Annotated in this window: 12 protein-coding genes; 6 read left to right on the top strand and 6 right to left on the bottom strand. The window is 46.1% G+C overall.

Annotated features, from left to right (window positions below):
- Window positions 1-884: 884 nt before the first annotated feature.
- The 5 genes from lpdA to lipB all read right to left on the bottom strand — a co-directional run bounded on the left by lpdA (window position 885) and on the right by lipB (window position 7,629).
- The gene (lpdA, locus tag ONB37_19635) at window positions 885-2,306 is read right to left on the bottom strand and encodes a dihydrolipoyl dehydrogenase (protein MDZ7402376.1); all 1,422 of its coding nucleotides are present in this window, start codon (window positions 2,304-2,306) and stop codon (window positions 885-887) included.
- A 701-nt stretch (window positions 2,307-3,007) separates the two neighbouring features.
- Complete coding sequence (locus ONB37_19630) at window positions 3,008-4,294, bottom strand: 2-oxo acid dehydrogenase subunit E2 (protein MDZ7402375.1); 1,287 nt, start codon at window positions 4,292-4,294, stop codon at window positions 3,008-3,010.
- A gap of 2 nt (window positions 4,295-4,296) precedes the next feature.
- The gene (locus ONB37_19625) at window positions 4,297-5,274 is read right to left on the bottom strand and encodes an alpha-ketoacid dehydrogenase subunit beta (protein MDZ7402374.1); all 978 of its coding nucleotides are present in this window, start codon (window positions 5,272-5,274) and stop codon (window positions 4,297-4,299) included.
- Between the two features lie 365 nt (window positions 5,275-5,639).
- A complete protein-coding gene (gene pdhA / locus ONB37_19620; protein ID MDZ7402373.1) occupies window positions 5,640-6,689 on the bottom strand; it encodes a pyruvate dehydrogenase (acetyl-transferring) E1 component subunit alpha in 1,050 nt (349 codons plus the stop codon).
- Between the two features lie 166 nt (window positions 6,690-6,855).
- Window positions 6,856-7,629, bottom strand: a complete 774-nt coding sequence (lipB, locus tag ONB37_19615; protein ID MDZ7402372.1) for a lipoyl(octanoyl) transferase LipB — start codon at window positions 7,627-7,629, stop codon at window positions 6,856-6,858.
- An 870-nt stretch (window positions 7,630-8,499) separates the two neighbouring features.
- Between lipB and ONB37_19610 the strand changes: the two genes are divergently transcribed.
- From ONB37_19610 to ONB37_19595, 4 genes are all read left to right on the top strand, one after another.
- Window positions 8,500-11,889, top strand: a complete 3,390-nt coding sequence (locus ONB37_19610) for a DUF4175 domain-containing protein (protein MDZ7402371.1) — start codon at window positions 8,500-8,502, stop codon at window positions 11,887-11,889.
- A gap of 325 nt (window positions 11,890-12,214) precedes the next feature.
- Complete coding sequence (locus ONB37_19605; protein ID MDZ7402370.1) at window positions 12,215-14,059, top strand: tetratricopeptide repeat protein; 1,845 nt, start codon at window positions 12,215-12,217, stop codon at window positions 14,057-14,059.
- Between the two features lie 152 nt (window positions 14,060-14,211).
- Window positions 14,212-15,444: an asparagine synthetase B gene (locus tag ONB37_19600; protein ID MDZ7402369.1), complete on the top strand. Its 1,233-nt coding sequence runs from the start codon at window positions 14,212-14,214 to the stop codon at window positions 15,442-15,444.
- Between the two features lie 222 nt (window positions 15,445-15,666).
- Window positions 15,667-16,065 carry a secondary thiamine-phosphate synthase enzyme YjbQ gene (locus tag ONB37_19595; protein ID MDZ7402368.1) on the top strand — a complete coding sequence of 133 codons (399 nt, stop codon included), beginning with the start codon at window positions 15,667-15,669 and terminating at the stop codon, window positions 16,063-16,065.
- Between the two features lie 87 nt (window positions 16,066-16,152).
- Here the strand turns inward: ONB37_19595 and ONB37_19590 are convergent, their stop codons facing one another.
- Complete coding sequence (locus tag ONB37_19590; GenBank protein MDZ7402367.1) at window positions 16,153-16,347, bottom strand: hypothetical protein; 195 nt, start codon at window positions 16,345-16,347, stop codon at window positions 16,153-16,155.
- 136 nt (window positions 16,348-16,483) lie between these two features.
- Here ONB37_19590 and ONB37_19585 point away from each other — a divergent pair, with 136 nt between their 5' ends.
- On the top strand, window positions 16,484-18,745 hold the full coding sequence (locus ONB37_19585; protein MDZ7402366.1) for a DEAD/DEAH box helicase: 2,262 nt from the start codon (window positions 16,484-16,486) through the stop codon (window positions 18,743-18,745).
- Window positions 18,746-19,255: 510 nt separating this feature from the next.
- A complete protein-coding gene (locus tag ONB37_19580) occupies window positions 19,256-20,728 on the top strand; it encodes a M64 family metallo-endopeptidase (protein MDZ7402365.1) in 1,473 nt (490 codons plus the stop codon).
- The last annotated feature ends 330 nt before the right edge of the window (window positions 20,729-21,058 follow it).

The raw sequence follows: 21,058 nt of genomic DNA, 5'->3' as shown, positions 1-21,058 counted from the left end.
TTGTCAAGTAAATTTATTTTTATCCGCAATTATTCCTATGTGAGTATGTGCGTGTGTGTGTGGGGGGGGGTAAAAAATGTACCCTTTTTATTGTTTCTTTGCCTCATTTTAACATCCTTCTTCAAATAAATCAAATCCCAAGATGCTAAAAATCAGTCGGCAGTTCTCAGTTGGTAATCCTCAGTCTCCAATCTTCAGTAATCAGTTGCTTGAACGATTTGAAAGATCATCAATCCAAGCCCGTGCGTCAACTATTCGGAGCAGTCAATTTTCATAGGTTATGGTTTTATTAATTTTTTATAATATAATAAATTAATTTGAATTTGTCAAGCCTTTTTTCAATTTCTTAAATTTTTTTCAATCTATTTTTGCTAATGTTAGCTTGTTAATTTTATTTTTGATATAGCATCAATTGGGTAACCAATCACAGGGGAAATAAAAAAGATCATCTAAGCCCATAGTTTCTGACATCCCCCCTTGCACCCTAGCCTGGCGGATACTTGCTGCGGTCGCTTCAAAGGGGGGAATAGCTGATCATCGGCCTTTGAATGGGGATAGAGGGGGATGGCAAATATTTCTGTCCCAACCCTGCGATTGCTTAATTGGTTTGAAAATTAGTAACCATTCACAAATGATTTATCATTTCGCCCAGTTGGCAACTTTGCTAAGGAAAAACCTTAAATTACCTACCTTCGAAACTTGTCCCCTAAAGGTGACCAATTTTTTTATCTCCGATTCTTTATTTTTTTCTCTCTATACCTATGGGGAAAGAAACGCCAGGTTCAAGCATCAATTATACGTTATCTGATATTGTTCTAACATCGCATTCTCACGACGGACCATGAACAACGGGCTACCAACAAGGGGCAAGTTGCCAAATTGCCCTACATTTTTGGATTGAAAATATGAATCGCTTTGTTCTCCACCGCCTCGGCTGCTTCTTCAATTCCCTCGGGCAAGGTCGGATGGGCATGAATCGTCAAAGTTAAGTCATCAACATGAGAAGCAGATTCCACAGCCAATGCGCCCTCAGCGATTAAATCTGAGGCGTGAGGGCCGATGATGTGGACGCCCAAAACTGTGCCTGAATCGGCATCGGAGATGACTTTGGTCAGACCTTCGGTTTCGCCGATGGTCATGGCTCGACCCAGGGCTCGGAAGGGGAAAACACCTGCCTTCACCTTGTAGCCCTGCTGTTGCGCTTGCGCTTCGGTCAGGCCGACAGTGGCGATTTCGGGATCGCTGAAGATGACGCCTGGGATGGCGAGGTTATCGAATGCAGCAGGTTTGCCAGAGATGACTTCGGCAGCGATCTTGCCCATGTGCGACGCCCGATGCGCCAGCATGGGTCCTTGAACCAAGTCGCCAATGGCGTAGATGCCTGAAATTTGGGTCTGCATCTTTTCATTCACCTGAATAAAGCCCTTCGAATCGACTTTCAAGCCGATGGTTTCCAATCCGATATCCTGAGTATTGGGGCGGCGGCCGATGGCGACCAGCACTTTTTCTGCTTCGATGGTAGTCTGCTTTCCTGTCTGGGAATAGCGGATCTCTGCTTTGCCATTTCGGGGCGTCACCTGTTCCACTTTCGTGCCCAGCAATAATTTCACCCCGTTTTTCTTCAACGATTTTTCCAGTACTTTTGGTAATTCGGGATCGAGAAACGGCAGAAATTGATCCTGAAATTCGATGATCGTGACATCAGATCCAAGCTTGGCATAGACCAATCCCAGTTCGATTCCCACAGAGCCAGCGCCGACCACAACCATCCGCTCAGGCACTTGTTCCAGGCCCAGGGCATCGGTCGAATCGATGACCAGTTCGTGGTCAAATGGGATGCCTGGCAACGAGATGGGCGATGAGCCTGTGGCAAGGATCAAATTTTTGAATTCAAACCGCTGGATGCCGTGTTCGCTGGCGACCAGAATTTTGCCTGGCTCGGTGAAGCTGGCCGTTCCTTGAATGACATCTACGCCATTTTTGGATAGCAATGAGCTGACGCCCGTTCTCAATTTTTCAACCACGCCGTTTTTCCATTTATGCAGTTGATTCAGATCCACCGACACATCTTTGACAATGATTCCCATCTCGGCTGCTTTTTCCAGGTGCTTTTTCAAGCCCGAGACTTCGATCATGGCTTTGGAGGGAATGCAACCCCAGTTGAGGCACACGCCACCGACAAATTCTTTTTCGATCAACACGACTTCCTGTCCCAACTGCGCTGCCCGAATGGCGGCGACATAGCCGCCAGGACCAGCTCCGATAATCACGGTTTCGACTTTTTGGGTGAAATCACCGACTACCATTTCTTTATCTCCAATTTTGTTTATCCTTGATCATTTCAAAAATTCCAAGCACCAAATAACAAAATACAGACAAAAATCAAAAAATAAAATTCAAATTTCAAACTGCATTTTTGATTATGTTATAGCCATTTGCAATACAACGAAACCCGTCATTTCGACCCGTCCGCCAAACTGCCTTTAACGTAAACCTCAGCGAACGAAAGGATAAAGATTTTCATTGCGAGCATCAGCCACTAGACATCACTGTTAATTTGAGCTTAAAAAATGCTAAAACCGTTAAAACGGTTATTGAAAGCGTTATAAGTTTATCATTAAAGCCCGAATGAATTCGGGCATTAATGACAAATTAACAGGAGTTGCTGACCGCTTCAGCGGTGTCTGTAAACAAAAACTCCTAAATGATTGCTAATAGCCAGTTAGCGAATAGCTCAAAATAACATTCCATTCTTAAGTTGACGCCAATAGCCGAACGGCGGACGGGGAGGAATCTGGTTAATCAATCAACGCAATATAGTTTAAGATTCCTCACTCCGCTGCGCTCCGTTCGGAATGACAACACTATTGCAATTTTTCAGAATCATAGCTCATCTAAGGTAAAAAGACAGATTTCGTTTGAAATTTGTCTATTAGAATTTGAGATTTATTTATTTTTTATATTTTGATTTTTGGAATTTAATCTATATCAAATAATGGTCCCAAATCTACACCACATCCACCAGCATTTTCATCGGATCCGAGAGCAGATCGATGATGTGATTCATGAATCGGGCCATGGTGGCTCCATCGAGCAAACGATGATCGAACGAGACCACCAGCGGCATCATGGTTCGGATCACGATCTGATCGTCTTTGACGACGGGCTTTTTCCGAGCGGCCAGGACGCCCAGTATGGCCACCTGCGGATGCTGGATGATCGGCGTGGCGTGGATGCCTCCGATACTGCCTGGATTGGTGATGCTGAACGTTCCGCCCCGCAATTCTTCCAAATCGATCTCTCGATTGCGGGCCTTGGCGGCCAGATCCTGAATATCTTTGGCGATTTGCAGGATGCTCTTTTTATCCGCATCTTTCACAACAGGCACCATCAATCCCTGCTCCGTATCGGTAGCGATGCCGATATGGTAATAATCTTTGTAAACGATCTCGCCCGTCTCTTCATCCAGCGAGGTATTCACCTCGGGGAATCTCTGCAATGCCGAGACCACGGCTTTGGTGATAAAAGCGGTGATGGTCAATTTGATGCCCCGTTGCTCGGCGATCGGCTTCTGGCGTTTGATCACCTCAAGCAGATCGGTCACATCCGCCTCGTCGGCATGGGTGACATGGGGGATGGTCGAGAACGATCGGACCATTACTTCGGCAATGCGCTTGCGGACGCCCTTGAGCGGCTCTCGGCGGGTCGGGCCATATTTCTCGAAATCGAATCCCAACGTCGATGGCTCATGGCTCACGGCCGCAGCACGAGGAATTTTTGGAGGTGGAGCAGGCGCCTCTTTCACGGCTCGTCGTACATCGTCATCGGTAATGCGCCCGTTCGGTCCCGTTCCTTTTACCGTAGTGATGTCCACCCCCAGTTCCCTTGCCAGATGCCGAGTGTGCGGCGTGGCCAACACTCGTCTGGGCGCTACTGGTATTTCTTCTAAAACTTTTTCTCGTTTAATCGTCACTGGTGGAGCAGCGACCTCAGCCGCCATCTCAACTTTGGCAGGTTTTTCAACAACTTTCTCAGGAACTTCTTCTGCCACCACCTTTTCTGTTTCCAAAATGATGATCGGATCGCCGACTGAAACTGTATCGCCAGGCTTATGCGGAATCTCCACTACTTTGCCATCGGCGGGTGCAGGCAGCGTGACCACGGCTTTGTCGGTTTCGATTTTGATGATCACCTGATCCGCCTTCACCAGATCACCGACCTGGACTTCATAGCTGACGATTTCGGCTTCATGAATTCCTTCGCCCACATCGGGCAGTCGAAAGATATATCTCATAACTAAAACTCCATGGTTTTATGGATCGCTCGCACAACTTTCTCTGAATTCGGATAATTGTAATCTTCTAATTTGGACAATGGGGGAATGATGTCGTAGCCCGTCACTCGGTACACAGGAGCCAACAAATGTAACAGGCAGCGTTCGCCGATCTGGGCAGCCAGCTCAGCGCCGACACCGAAAAGCTTGGGCGCCTCATGGACGATCACCGCTCGCCCCGTTTTCTCCACCGATTTGGTAATCGCCTCGATATCGAACGGCGAAATGGTTCGTAGGTCGATCACCTCCGCATCCACGCCCTCTTTGGAGACGTGATCGGCAGCCTCTAGTGAGATCGGCACCATCGAGCCCCAGGCGATAATGGTGATATCTTTGCCTTCTTTGACCACGTTGGCCTTGCCAATGGGGATGCGATACATTTCGTCGGGCACTTCCTCTTTCTTTAAGCGATAGAGCCGAATCGGCTCGAAAAAGACAACGGGATCGGGATCTTCGATCGCCGAAATCAATAAGCCCTTGGCATCCCGAGGCGAGGAAGGAATGACGACTTTTATTCCAGGCAGGTGTGCAAAATGGGCTTCCGTGCTCTCGGAGTGATGCTCCAGCGCCTTGACGCCTGCCCCATAAGGCGCTCGAATGACCATCTGCATCTGGTAGCGGCCCTGGCTGCGATGCCGATAGCGAGCCACGTGGTTTAAAATCTGATCGAACGCCTGATAGATAAACCCACTAAATTGAATCTCAGGGATGGGCTTCAAACCGTTCAACGCCATGCCCACGCTAGCGCCGACAATTGACGATTCCGCCAACGGGGTATCCATCACCCGAGCTTCACCAAATTTCTCAATTAATCCGACCGTTGCCCGAAACACACCACCATCGACCCCCACATCTTCTCCCAGCACCACCACGGTCGGGTCATCAGCCATCTTCTGATGCAATGCCTCATTGATCGCTTGTATCATGGTTTTCTTTGCCATTGCTATTTATCTCCTTAACGGTATAAATTCACAAAAAATTTATTCAAAATTTACAACAACGAATTGTTCGTATCATTAGAGATTCCTGAAAAATAAAAAATGTCATTTCGACCCGCCAATTGGCGGAGAGAAATCTGATTAATTAATTGAGTGCAAGAGAAATATAGATTCCTCACTCCGCTGCGCTCCGTTCGGAATGACAGAAAAATTTATCTCTTCCAGATCTCTTAAAGTCATGGAGTAATGATACCTGGAATCTTACAGGCTTGCACCCCAATCCTCCAAAACTCCAGCACTCCAATTCTCCTTAGCTCATTCATCTCAATTACCAATTTACCTAATTACCCAATTACCCAATCACCCAGTTACCTATTATAGAGCATCCGAACTTCTTCCATCTGCTCCTTGAGAATCCAGGGCATTTCCGCATACATGTATTTGAACATATTGGTCGGATCAGGGGATTCAACCGCTTCGTACTCTCGAACCGTTTGTTCGATTTCTTGCGTCAGTTCTTCGATCAACTGCTTCTCTTTTTCCTCGGTCCAGCCGTGCTTCGCCATGAGGTAAATTCGCAGCCGATCGATGGGATCTTTTTTGGCCCATTCGGCGACTTCTTCAGGTTTGCGATAACGGGTGGCATCGTCGGCTGTGGTATGATCGCCCATGCGATACGTTACCAGTTCGATCAGTGCGGGCTTGTGTTCCTCCCGTGCTCGATCCGCATATTTTTTCACTGTTTTGTAGACGGCAAATACATCGTTGCCATCCACCCGAACGCCATCGATGGCATAGGCCGCAGCCTTTTCGGCGATGGTTTCCGTGGCCGTCTGTTTCTCGAATGGCACTGAGATCGCCCAATGGTTGTTTTGAATCACGAACACCACAGGCGCTTTGAACACAGCTGCCATATTCAGGCTCTCATGAAAATCGCCCTGCGAGGTCGAGCCATCCCCTGAGGAAGAGAGCGCCATGCTTTTCTCGCCTTTGATTTTGGCGGCAATGGCAATTCCTACCGCATGGGTCAAATGAGCGCCGACCGTGATGCAGACATTGGCAATTCGGAGATGATCGGGGATGCGAGCGCCTCGTTCATCACCGCCCCAGTACATGAGTTGATCTTTCATCGAAATGCCCAAAGTAAACATGGCGCCATATTCCCGAAACGCAGGCACGAACCAATCGCCTGCCTGTAACGGCATGGCCATACCGACATTGGACGCCTCCTGTCCCCGAACCGAGGCCATGGTGCCCAATCTTCCCTGGCGTTGCAGCGACAGGGCTTTGTCGTTCCACATCCTGGTCAAATTCATCAATCGATACATTTTGAACATTTGCTCTTCAGTAATATCGGCAATGGCCTTCTCATCGGCATTGCCTTTTTCGTCGAGATATTGAATCAATTTTGGTTTCATATTCACTCCCTTACTCGAATGGTGACCGCTAATTTCGCTAATTATGCCAATTTCACGAATTGAATTCCATTGCATGTTACTCTCAAGGCTTATTCTTGTTTGCTATTTTTAAATTGTCATAAAATATCAATTAGCGAAATTCGAAAAATTCGTGAAATTAGCGGTTCTAAATTTTGCTATTAAAACCTTGGATTTGAAATTTGTTTGTTATTTGGAACTTGTTTTTTGGAATTTCAATTTCTCTCTCAAAAACTTCTGCAAAATGAGACACCAACCGATTCGTTACCCATTGCTTCGATGGTGCAAATCCCAAAATTTCTTCTGCGGTAATCAATTTCACGCCTTCCAATCCGCAGGGGCGAATAAAATCGGCTGGGGATTTATCTCCGTAAAGATTCAGAGCAAAGCCCCAACTGGTGATCCATCTGGAAACATGAATGCCCATGGAAGCGATTTTATTGTTACCCAACCACAGCCCGATTTGAGCGGCTTTGTCTCGCTTGCGCTCAGCTACAATGCCGAGATCTTTCAACGTTCGCAATCCGACCTCTTCCAGCTTGTACATGTATTTTCCGATATTTTGCTCATGAGGCTGCAATTTCAGAATCGGGTAGCAGACCAATTGCCCTGGCCAATGATAAGTCAGGCCGCCGCCACGCACATGTTGGTGCAGATAAATCCCCTGGCCTTCAAAATACGACAGCGGCAGCAACAGATCCGCTGGATTCAGTTCTCTGGCGCCAACTGCCAGGCTCGGCGGATGAGAGAGCAACAAGATCGTATCGGGAATCTGATCGGCCAGGCGCTGTTGAGCGAGCCTTTGCATCAATCGCTCCGCCGCTTCCAAGCTAATGATACCAATTTCTGAAATCGTCATCGCTGGTCGAAAGGCTGCAATGCCTTCACGGTTCAAGATAATATGTTCGGATTTGCTGATCATCTTTTGGAAAAAATCTAATACGAAAATAAGACTGCTTCAGTCGTGTTTAAATTTAAAAAAATATTTTTTGGTTCTCTGGAAAAGCTCAAATCGCTTAAAGTTTGATAATTAGATGCAAGACAAAGGGAAGGGATTCAGAGATTTTTGGATCGATAGGCTATTTTTTGATCAATTGAGTGTGAAGGGGCATATAATTTTCAGCTTTTTAATACCAAATAAAATTTTATAAATGTATTTTTCAGATTAAAGATTTGTACAATTAATTTCACCTTTCATAGTAAGGATAAATATCGCTGACGCTCAAAATATCTCTATGATGCAAGAGCTAATAAATTGTACATGGCAAAATTGAATATGCTCGCATTGACGAAAATCAGACAATAGGCAGGGTAATTGATTTTATCTCACATAATAGTCAAATAAGGTTTTTAATAATACAGCTACAAAAGTTGTGGCAAACTATTAGCAATTAACAAGCCTGGAGAATGGCACTACGCTACCAAGCGGTCGATAACAAGGATATGAGCAAAGATGATGCCCTCCAAATAAAAGCAGAAAATGGTTAATTCAAATTGTCAAAAAGCCTAGTCTAAAACGTTCGAGTAAAATTGGGTGATTATGGAATGATAATCTTCATGAGTCATAAATCTCGGCTGGCGATAAATGCTTAAAAACTTACAAAAATAGAATTGTATTTTATAACGCTCAAATTTAATTAAAGCGCTCTAACAAAAGATCAAAGCTAAGTTTCCAATTGATTAAGAAATTCAATAAAATGTATTTTTCGCTATTGAACGTTTCCCTCAAATATTGAGTTTAATCTTATGTCGAATTTTTCTGAGAGTCATCTTTTCTTTATGGGAATGATAAATGATGGATAATTTACAAGAAAAATATTCCACCCTATTAAAACGAATCGCCGCTGTGCGCAACAAGGAGAAGCTCGTTTCGCTACTCAGCGGATTGATCAATTTTATCAGCGTGGGACTGGGCGCTATTTTGTTGGTTGTGTTATTGGAGTACATGTTCGGTTTTAAAAGCGGCGGGAGAATCGCCCTTGATCTCATCTTGATTTCGACCCTAACGGTGGCGGCGGCTTTTTGGATCGGTATCCCTGGCTGGTCGATTTTATTCAGAAAAAATCATCCCTCGGATACGGCGATTGCGCATAAGATCGGGGATCATTTCCCCGCCATCGGGGATAAATTGGTGAATACCATCCAGGTTTTTCCGCTGCGGTTCAATAATGTGCATGGCTATTCTACGGATTTGATGGATCAGGCGTTGCTGGAGATCGATGAACAGGTCAGGGAGATCAATTTTGAGAAATCGGTTTCGACCAGGCCTGTGAAAAAGGCGGGCAAGCTGGTTGGATTTGTGGGAATGGCGTACCTTTTGGTCGTTATGTTCTTCGCTCAAAATTTTTACCAGGCAGGTTATCGGCTGCTGCATCCCAATATGGAATTCACCAAAGCGCCAGATTTTCAAATTTCGGTTGCGCCTGGTAACGTTCAGAAATTGAAAAATGAATCCATTGAGATTACGGCGAGGGTTTCGGGCAGGATGCCTGAGAAGATCAATCTCAATCTGAAAGAGGTCAACACGGACGCCGAATTCTCCCATACGGTCTATCCTGATAAGGAGAATTTGTTCAAATACAAGATCGAGCATTTGCAGGATTCGACCGAGTATTATTTTTCGGTGGAAAATGTGACTACGCCCAAATACCTGATTTCGGTGATAGAGCTGCCGCTGGTGCGCTATCTGCAGGTCAAAGTGACGCCGCCGAATTATTCCCGCATCAGTCCCAAATTTCTGGAAGAAAATGTTGGGGACATCAACTGCCTGAAAGGCTCGTTGGTGGAGATCAATTTACATTCCAATAAAAATCTGGCAACGGCGAAATTGATTTTTAATAATCAAAAAGAGACGGAGCTTGAGGTCACCGCTAATCGAGCCAGGGGGACGTTCAAAGCCGTTGGGGATGGCAGCTATCATATCGAATTGGCCGATGTGACTAATTTCCAGAGCAAAGATCCCATCGAATATCGGATAGCGATTATCCCCGATATTTATCCGACGATTTCGATCACCGCTCCTGGCAGGGATGTCGATATCACCGAGGAGATGCTATTGCCACTGACCATCGAGGCGGAAGATGATTTCGGCTTTTCTGATTTGCGATTGGGCTATCAGGTGATCAAGCCCCAGGTGCCGTTTGCCGACACCACGGTGAAGTATCTCCCTTTGCCCATCGAAGGGTTACAGCGAGAGAAAATTTTACTTGAATATAATTGGGATTTGACCGCGCTCGATCTGTTTGCAGGCGATGTGGTCAGGTACTTTGCTGAGGTTTTTGATAATGATGATGTTTCTGGGCCGAAGCGCACCAAAAGCCTGGTCTATTCGGCGCGCTTCCCTACGCTGGAAGAAATTTTTGCTGAGGTGAGCAGAGAACAGGAGGAGACCTACGATAGTTTTGAAAGTTTATATGAGCAAAGCAAGGATCTGAAAGAAAATGTCGAAAGGCTGGTTGAGGAGATCAAGCAGAATCCAGAAATGAAGTGGGAAGAAAAACAACAGGTCGAAGATATTCTCAATAAGCAAAAGCAACTGGAGCAATCATTGGAGGATGTTAAGCAGCAACTGGATCAGATGATAGACCGAATGGAGCGGAATGATCTGCTGAGCCTGGAAACCTTACAAAAATATCAGGAATTGCAGCAGTTGTTGAACGAAATTTTGACCGATGAGTTGAAAGAGTTGATAAAAAAATTGAACCAGGCGGCGCAGAACCTGGATCAGGAATTGGTGCGCCAGGCCATGGAGCAGCTAAATTTCACGCAGGAGGAATTTCTCAAGAATATCGAAAAGACGTTAAATATTTTGAAGCGCTTGCAGATTGAGCAAAAATTGGATGAGCTGGTGAAAAAGGCGGAGCAATTGCTGCAACAGCAGATCGCACTGAACGAGCAGATGAATCAGTCAGCTTCCCGAGAGCAACAAAATGAGCTGGCAAAGCAACAGGAGAATTTGAAAAATAGCGCCTCAGATCTGCTGTCCGAGACGAGTCAGTTGAAGAATAACATGGGCGAGTTTCTCGATATGCCATCGGATAAATTGGAAGCGGCATTGCAGCAGATGGCAAAACAGGGCTTGCTCAATAACATGGATCAAGCGAAATCGAAACTGCAATCGGGAAATATGCAGGGCGCTCGGCAGAGCGGACAAATGGCGCAAAATTCTTTGTCTGAACTGTTCGATCTGCTCAGTGCCGCCAAACGAGATTTGGTCGAATCGCAAAAGCAGCAGGTCATGGCTGCGCTGAAAAATTTGTCTTACAAACTGTTGCAATTGTCCAAAGAGCAGGAAAAACTGGTGGATCGAAGCCGCAGATTGGATCGCAACAGTCCGCAGATCAACGAGGTGGCGGATAAGCAACAGGATTTGGCCAATGCGCTGGCTCGGGTAATAGAGGAGATGGCAGCGCTGTCGCAAAAGACGTTTTTTGTCTCGCCGCAGATGGGACGAGCCGTTGGACAATCGCTGCAAAAGATGGGCGAGGCGCTGTCGCAACTGGAAGCCAGAAATTCGGCCCAGGCGGCACGCTCCCAACAGCAATCGATGATCAGCCTCAACGAAGCGATCAAAGAGACCATGAACGCCATGAACAGCCTTGCCAGCGCATCCTCGGCTTCTGGATTGGAAGAATTGATGCAGCAATTAAATCAGATGGCGGCTCAACAGCAGGGCATCAATCAGCAGACGCTGGAATTGGGCATGGGGCCACAGATGTCGCTTGAACAACAGGCAGCCATGGCTCGATTGGCTGCCCAGCAGGAGGCGCTGAGAAAATCCATGGAGCAATTGGCCCGTGAATATGGCGAGCGATCGGATGTATTGGGTCGATTGGATCAGATCGGCAAAGAGATGGCGGAAGTGGTGGAAGATCTGCAGCAACGAAAAGTGAGCCAGCGAACCATCAATCGCCAACAGCGCATCCTGCAACGGCTATTGGATGCCCAGAAATCAGTGAGAAAAGAGGATTACAGCCGCAAGCGCAAGGCAGAGACGGCAAAAAAATATCTTCCCATCAATCCAGGCGATCTGCCTCCCGATCTGGGAGAACGATCCATTCAAATCCAGCGTGATCTTCTGAAGGCACTGAAAGAAGGCTATACCAGAGATTATCAGGAGTTAATTCGGAAATATTTTGAGGCGTTGATGAAAGAGGCGGCTGGAAGTTCAGAACAGAAATAAAAAGAATTTTCTCCCACAGAAATGGTGTCCCACAAAATTGCTTTCATTTGTGATTTGGATATCGTTTCAAAAGCATATTAGAGGTCATATTTTTGTGGGATCCCAATTCTGTGGGGGAATAAATTTTATGGTAAATATGTCAGATTAAATTCAGTCATGTCATTCCGAACGAACCGAAGCGCAGTGAGGAATCTCTTTATTTGTAAGATTAGGTCGGTACAATAAACAGATTTCTCGCTTCGCTCGAAATGGCATCTATAGGCTGTTGAATTTTGATGAGCAAATTGGGTCAAATTTTATTGAATAGAAAGTTTCTGGTATCATCATGATAAAAAAAATATTCATTCTGATATTTTTAGTGTCGACCGCTTATGCCCAGCAACAAAGGACGCAACAACAGATTCAAACGGAACGGCTATTGAGCCTAGCTCGGAGCTATGAACAATTGGGGCAGTTTGCTCGGGCGCTGGAAATATATCAGCGCCTGTGGCGGGATGAGCCGCAGAATGTGGTTTATTATCGGGGCGTGAAACAAAATCTGACCAATTTGAAGCAATTCGATCAGGCGTTGGCGGCAGTGCAGCAGATGCTGGTGACGAATCCCTCGCCGCTGATTGAGGCGGATTTGGGAGACGCGTATTACAAATTGGGTCAGGTGGAACAGGCGTTGTCAGCTTGGAATGCGATGATTCAAAAGAATCCCAAAAATCCATCGATTTATCAGATTGTGGCGGCAGCTATGATCTCCAATCGATTATATGATGAGGCGATCAAGGTCTATGAAAAAGGTCGCTCGACGATGAAAGATCATCATCTTTTTATCCTTGAGCTGGCTAATTTACATCAAGCAAGAATGGATTACGAGAAAGCAATTGCATTATATCTGGACTATTTGGGGCTTTATCCTGAACAGTATTCTTTTGTTGAGCAAAGCATCACCAATTTGGCCGACGAACCAGAGCTGATCCCTCAGATCGAACGACTCTTGATGCAAAAGATTAAGGAAAACAGCAGCAATATCGCTTTGCGAAATTTATTGGCCTCATTTTACATGCGCAGCTCAAATTATCAAGCTGCGATGGAGGAATTTTCACTCATCGATGAGTATCTTGTTACTCGCCCCGAACGAGACAAGCAGAAAATTGGCAATCAGCTATTTACTTTTGCCCAGGGCGCTTTTAATGATGGCAAATATCAATTTGCGGCCCAGGCTTATCAGATGTTGCTGACCCGGTACCCAGATTCTCCTTATGCAGCGAACGCCAAATATGGTCTTGCGAATGCCTATGAGAAATTAGGTGATTTTACCAGCGCGGTGCTCATTTATCAGGAGATTATCAATACGTTGAAAAACTCGCCCCTCGCCAAGCAGAGCTTATATCGCATCGGCGTCATCAAGCTGGATCATTTTTCAGTTCCAGAAGAAGCTGAAGGTTATTTTCAAAATGTGCTGAAAAATCCTGGACAACCAGAGCTCAATTTTGAGGCCATGTTTCGGATCGGCGATTGTTACATTATGCGGGGCTTACTAGATCAGGCCAAAAATTGGTACAACCAGATGGCCGCGAGATATAGGGGGAATGATGATGTGGAAAAAAGGGCGCTGCTTGAAATAGGTAAGATCGATTATTGGAACGGGAATTTCGATGCAGCATTAAAAAGCTTCTCACAGATCAAATCTGAACCAGTGAATATCACCGATGACAAGGCTGGTTTTTATGTTAACGATGCCATCGACTTTGTGCTGTTCATTGAAGAGAACAAGGGATCTCCTGAATGGCTGAAAAAATTTGCAACGGCCAGTCTATTGATCGAGCAAAAGCAGTATGAAAAGGCTTTAAAAATATTTTATGAAATTGCTCAAAACAGCAATGCTGAAACTTTGCTGGATGATGCCTGGCTCAGAATCGGTCAACTGGAATATCAGTTGGGCCGTTACCAGCAAGCATTATCCGCCTTTCAGACCCTGATTCAAAAACAGCCTCAAAGCGTGCATTGCGATCTGGCCCAGAAGATGATCGGTGAGATTTATGAGGTTGGATTGAAAGAATATTCCAAGGCGCAGCAGGCGTATGAGGTGGTATTGGCCAGTTATCCGAATAGTGTGTTCCTCGAAGAGGTGCGAAAGCGGATTCGGGGCCTCGAAAGAGGCAATAAGGTAATTCGGTAATCGGCTAATTTGGGTGAAAAATTGTTGATTTGGTGGGATCAATTTTCTGTTTTCAAGATAAAATTTTAAGTAAGGAATGGGTAAATTAAAAGCACTTTATCACAGGTTAACGTATGCGTCAAATTTGTTTCCTGAAAATTATTTCAATTGCAATGATAATATTTTCGACCCCCGCTTTCTCCCAAAAAATCCTGATCCCCATGGATCTGAAGCAGACAGATCATTTGAAGGCGTACGGTGTGGCTTATTGGACCTTGCAGAAAGGGATCAATGTGGAGTGGCTGCTCAATTATCGAGGGGGATCGTTTTTGACGGATTACAATGCGGCAATCGAGCGGGAGTTACGCATCAGAGGCGTTTCATACGAAAACATTTCAGGAACGCAGGCGGCTCAAATTTATGCCACGATTGAAGAGAACAATATGGAAGTGGTGTTGTTGGAAAAGGCGCCAGAGATCGCTATTTATCAATCGCCCAGGGAGACCAAATGGGATGATGCCGTAGCCTTGGCATTGGATTATGCCGAAGTCCCCTACACCAAATTATGGGATAAAGAGGTCCTTCGCGGTGAACTTGAGAAATATGATTGGCTGCATTTGCATCATGAGGATTTTACAGGCCAGTACGGCAAATTTTATCGCAACTATCGCAATGCGCCTTGGTATATCGAGATGGTTCAAATTAACGAGGCGATGGCAAAGGAGATGGGATTTAAAAAGGTATCGCAATTGAAATTGGCTGTGGCGAAGATGATTCATGAATATGTGCTGCGAGGCGGATTTCTTTTTGCCATGTGTTCGGGAACCGACACTTACGACATCGCCCTTGCTGCAGAAGGCACGGATATTTGCGATGCGGTATTTGATGGTGACCCCATCGATCCAAATTGCCAGCAAAAACTCGATTTCAACAAATGCTATGCGTTCGAAAATTTCAAAGTCATCACCGATCCCATGATCTATGAATTCTCCGATATCGATATTCCTCCCAGCGATAACCCCATCCTGCGGCGACCAGAGAGCGATTATTTTACGCTGTTCGATTTTTCAGCTAAATGGGACCCCGTTCCTACCATGCTGACGCAAAATCATGTGTCAGTGATCAAGGGTTTTATGGGACAAACCACAGGGTTTAAAAAGAGTCTCATCAAAAAGTCCGTGGTCATCATGGCGGAATCCGAAGGCACTGAGCAGGTGAAATACATTCACGGCAATATTGGACGGGGGACTTTCACGTTTTATGGCGGTCACGACCCTGAAGATTACCAGCATTTCGTCGGTGATCCAGAGACCCAATTGTCGCTGCATAAAAATTCCCCTGGCTATCGATTGATTTTGAATAATATTCTGTTTCCGGCGGCTAAGAAAAAGGAGCGAAAAACTTGATGAAAAATGCCAAATGAAAATCTTATCGGTCTGGCGAGGAAGAGACAAGATAGTTTCAATATCTTTGACTTTGAAAATCCATTTCAGCTCAATGCTGAAATCCAGAATTCAATAGCTCGAAGATTTTTCGATTGCAACCATTAAGCCGAATGCAAAAGCCAAAGCAAAGGTCATGCTGGATAAGCCAAATTCAAATTGAATCAAATCGGGAGGAAAGATCCTGTGTCCAAAACGCTTGAGTACTCGATATCCACTTCGTCTCGGACGGAACTGGTTAACATCGATCATTTGATCCGCGAAGCGATTGCCGAGAGCGGCGTGAAAGATGGCATTTGTTGCGTATTTGTGCCCCATACCACTGCGGGAATTATCATCAACGAGAACACCGATCCGAATGTAGCAGTGGATATACTGAAAGAATTGAACAAAACGATCCCGTTTAACGATCATTATGCCCATGTTGAAGGAAACTCTGCAGCTCACATAAAATCCAGCCTGGTGGGATGCTCAATTTCGATCATCATCGAAAACGGTCGGCCGAAATTTGGCACTTGGCAATCGGTCTTTTTCTGCGAATTCGATGGCCCAAGAAGAAGAAAAGTTTGGATCAAAGTTTTATAGTCCCATCGTTTTCGAAGATGTTAGGCGCGTAGACGACCAATGCCTTACCCAGGTAGGTTCCTTTTAATAAATTAAAGCACCTTCTCACTAAGTTTCGGTCTTAATCTCTTCTTCCACTTTGTATTCATCCGTGGTGCCCTTACATTTGCCAGTCAACTGACGGAAATGAGAAGGATTGGCATTTCCGTCCCCGCAAAATTTTCCCTTGACATCTACTGAAATTTTATTTATTTTGATCCAAAAAATTTTATTCCGAATGTAGCTTTGAATTTCTCGGTACATTAGAATCAAATTTCATCATGATATTTTTGCTTGTGTGAATCTTCAATTGGGTGACGATCAATATCAGATGGCTTTAGATGGCAGCTATCTGATATGCAGTCAATCTTGGGGGTAGCTTTGATAGGAAACAGTGCTTATGACCGTTGAACAAATTTTAGATCTCATCCGTTCAGATCCGGACATTGTGGCCAACATTACTCACTGGCAAAAGATCCCTGCCCAGGAGGCGCAATACGCAGAGTATCCTCCCTCCATCCATCCTGATCTCATTCGCGTGCTCCAAAACCGCGGGATCCAGAAGCTTTTCACCCATCAAGCCACAGCGATCGACGCAATTCTGCATAAAAAAAATGTGGTGGTGGTGACGCCTACAGCTTCGGGGAAGACCCTCTGCTACAATATTCCAGTGCTCAATGCGTTGATCGAAAATCCCGAGGCGCGCTCCCTTTATCTCTTTCCAACCAAAGCCCTCTCCCAGGATCAATTGGACGAGCTTTACGGCATCTCTTCGGCTTTGAATAGAAACATCAAAACTTATACCTTTGATGGCGATACACCTGCCTCGGCGCGTAAGGCTATTCGATCGGCTGGGCATATTGTGGTGACCAATCCGGATATGCTGCATCAGGGTATTCTACCGCACCATACAAAATGGATCAAGCTGTTTGAAAATTTGAAATACGTTGTCATTGATGAAATTCATCATTATCGAGGCGTATTTGGAAGCCATCTGGCCAATATCATCCGGCGACTGAAGCGGGTTTGCAGGTTCTATGGCAGCGACCCCCAATTCATTTGCTGTTCCGCGACCATTGGCAATCCCAAAGAGCTCACCGAAAAGCTGATCGAGGCGCCGTGCGAGTTGGTCGATAATAATGGCGCGCCGGCCGGGGAAAAGCATTTTATTCTCTACAATCCGCCAATTGTGAACTATGAGCTGGGAATTCGCCGCTCGGTTGTGAACGAGACGACGAAATTGGCGGAGAAGTTTTTAGCCGCTAAAATCCAAACCATCGTTTTTGCGAGAAGCCGGTTGCGCGTCGAGATCCTGGTGACTTATTTAAAAGAGATCATGCAGAAGCTCGGGAGATCTGGTCGGCTCATTCGCGGCTATCGAGGGGGCTATTTGCCGCTGGAGCGCCGGGAAATCGAACGTGGATTGCGCAGTGGCGAGATTTTGGGGGTGGTGAGCACCAATGCCCTGGAATTGGGGATCGATATTGGGCAACTTTCGGTCTGCCTAATGGCTGGATATCCCGGCACCATTACCAGTAGCTGGCAGCAGGCTGGCCGGGCTGGTCGTCGGGCTGAGACCTCGGTCGCTATTCTCATCGCCTCCAGCACCCCAATCGATCAGTTCATTATCAACCATCCCGAATACTTTTTCGGCCGATCGCCAGAAACTGGTATCGTCGATCCCAATAACCTAATTATCCTGATGAGCCATCTCAAATGCGCGGCTTTCGAATTGCCGTTCGAGGATGGCGAGCGATTCGGAGTAGATGCCACTCATGAAATGCTCTCTTATCTGGAAGAACATGGTGTTTTGCATCATGTGGGCAATCGCTGGCACTGGACCAGCGAGATTTATCCAGCCCAAGAGATCAGTTTGCGCAGCGCCTCGCCCGAAAATTTTGTCATTATCGATACCACTTATGATGATCGCGTCATCGGCGAGGTGGATTACTTCAGCGCACCGATGTTGATTCATGAAGATGCTATTTATATTCATGAAAGCCGACAATATCATGTCGATAAATTGGATTGGGAGCGGCGCAAAGCGTATGTCCGAGAAGTGGATGTCGATCATTATACCGATGCCCAGAGCAAGACCGATCTTAAGGTGTTGGATGTCTTTGAGTCGCTACCCGTCAAGGGTGGCGACAAAGCGCACGGCGAAGTGAGCGTCACGACGGTGACGGTTGCTTATAAAAAGATAAAATTTCACACCCATGAGAATATCGGTATGGGCAATGTCCATTTGCCAGAGCTCGAGATGCATACCACCGCCTATTGGTTGGAGTTCGATGAGGACATAGAAAAGAAATTACAAATGTCTCAAGCGGATCTGGGCGATGCCCTGAAGGCTTTAGCAAATGTGCTGGAAAACGTCGCCCCATTTTTCGTCATGGGTGATCCCAGCGATCTGCGCACCGTTCCCATGATCAAAGCCCCTTTTTCAAAAAAGGCGACCATTTATATTTATGATGCTTATCCAGGCGGCGTTGGCTACAGCCGAAAGCTATTTCTCGCCCATGACGATCTATTGCAAGCAGCAAAAAAACTGATTGCGGAATGCAAGTGCAAGTCCGGATGCCCCTCCTGCGTCGGACCGGTGCTGGAAGTTGGGGAATTCGGAAAAGAAAGCGCATTGAAGCTGTTGGCGCTGCTGCTTTAGCCACGATTTCAAAAAAGCGGAATCTTTGAACAAATGATAGATCGGCAATGCATGCCTTCAGATTAAAATGCGTTGCTATTGATGAATGGACCTCTGCAAAATTCGATCAATTTGCTCTTTTTCAGCGCTCAGGTTTCTGAACCATTGATCCCTTCGAACTTCGAATCCATTGCAAAACGGATGTCATGCCTGCGAATGCAGGCATCTCTGAATTTGTCGATTCGAAGGATAAAGGGACTCCTGCATTCGCAGGAGTGACATTTCATGGGATAAAGAGACTCCTGCATGCGCAGGAGTGACATCTTATGGGATAAAAAGGCTCTTGCATGCGCAGGAGTGACATCTTATGGGATAAAAAGGCTCTTGCATGCGCAGGAGTGACATTCAGATATTCGCAATGTGTTCATTTTTCAGGACTCTATTCCAGCGGTTTCGCTCGTGAAACAATCCTTTCATCGGCAAGGCCGATTGGAAAGGCAACCATTCATTTTTTTTTATTCGGAGCAAGCCATGAGAAAAAGCGTTGTTTTGGTGCTGTTTTTCATCATCCCTTTTGCTACCTTTTCACAAACTCCGATCCAATTCGATGATTATTTTCTCGACCAAACCCTTCGGGTCGATTACTATCACATCGGCGATGCGAAGGAGGAATTCATCACCATCGATCAACTGTACCTGCAAGGGCTTTGGGCTGGCAATCCCAAACATCTAATTGATCCATTCAATCATGGCAAGTATGAAATCAAAGTCTATGACATTGCGTCCAATCGTCTCATCTATTCAAGAGGATATGCCACCTATTTTGGCGAATATACCACCACCAATCCTGCCATTCAGGGCATCAAGCGAACCTATCATGAGACGGTGCTGATCCCCTGTCCGAAAAAGCCAGTGCTATTGGTGTTTGAGCGCCGCAATCGGCAAAATATCCTCGAGCCGCTGTTTCAATACCGAATCGATCCTGCCGATTATCATATCAACAGGGAGAATACCGATTCTGGCGATTGGATCTACGAGGCGCTGAAAAATGGTCACCCGCATAGCAAAGTCGATCTCGCCTTTCTCGCCGAGGGATACACCGCTCAAGAGTTCGATAAATTCAAACAGGACGTGGATCGGTTCATCAAAGCCCTGTTTGCAGTGGCACCTTACGATCGGCTGAAGGATCGCTTTAATATCTACGGCGTGTTTCGGCCATCGCCAGAGAGCGGCGTGGATCAGCCGCGTGAGGGCATTTTCAAAGAGACCAGTTTGAATTCCTCGTTCAATGCTCTGGACCTGGATCGCTATTTGTTGACCGAAGATAATCGAACGATCCACGACATCGCAGCCTGTGTGCCATACGATGCCATCGTCATTCTGGTGAACTCCCCGCGTTACGGCGGCGGCGGGATCTATAATTTTTATGCCATCTCCACTGTGGATAACCAACTGAGCGAAGAAGTGTTCATCCACGAGTTCGGCCATTCGTTCGCTGGGCTGGGCGACGAATATTACACCTCGGATGTGGCCTATAATGAGTTCTATCCCCCTGGCGTTGAGCCGACGGATCCCAACATCACCGCGCTGCTCGATCCCGAAAACATCAAATGGAAGGATCTGGTTTCGCCAGGCATATCCATACCGACTAATTGGGGCAAAGAGGAATTTGAGGCGCTGCAGGCTGAGCTTCAAAAAAATCGAAAAGAGATGCGGGAGCAATTGGACAAATTAGAAAAATCGGGCGCACCAAAATCCAAGATCGACAAAGTCAGGGCGGATTTTCAGAAAAAAATTGATGCGATCAACAAGCAAATGGATCAGGTGCGCGAGAAATACCGCCATCTGGAGGATAAAGTCGGCGCGTTCGAGGGTGCGGGATATTCCGCCAAAGGACTGTACCGTCCCATGATGAACTGCCTGATGTTCGGCAACCGCGAGCGCAAGTTCTGCCTGGTCTGCCAGCGGGCCATCCAGCGGATGATCGAATTTTATTCGGAATAACCGAAAAAATAGCACGCGGATGACACGGATAGCGCGGTTCATCACGGATTTTTTTGTAAAACGGCAGGTGTGAGACGTGAAATATGAAATGGCAAACGTCAAAAGGCAGATGGAAGACATAAAATAAATTTGGGAATGTGAACAAAAGTTGCAGAATAGCTGAAGCGATAGGTCGCAGGAGGAATGCAAATAGCCAGCAGCCAAAAGCGAAAAGCCAAAAGCCAGAAGCCAAAAACCATTTAGGAGGGTCACATGAGTGCTACCAAATATATTGCCGAATTCATCAACTACTTTGTGGTTATCACCATTGGCTGTATTCTGTTTAATATT

It is taken from the genome of candidate division KSB1 bacterium (assembly GCA_034506395.1).
Lineage (GTDB): Bacteria > Zhuqueibacterota > Zhuqueibacteria > Thermofontimicrobiales > Thermofontimicrobiaceae > Thermofontimicrobium.
Note: the sequence above shows the minus strand (reverse complement) of the source record. Positions and strands in the feature narration are given on the sequence as shown.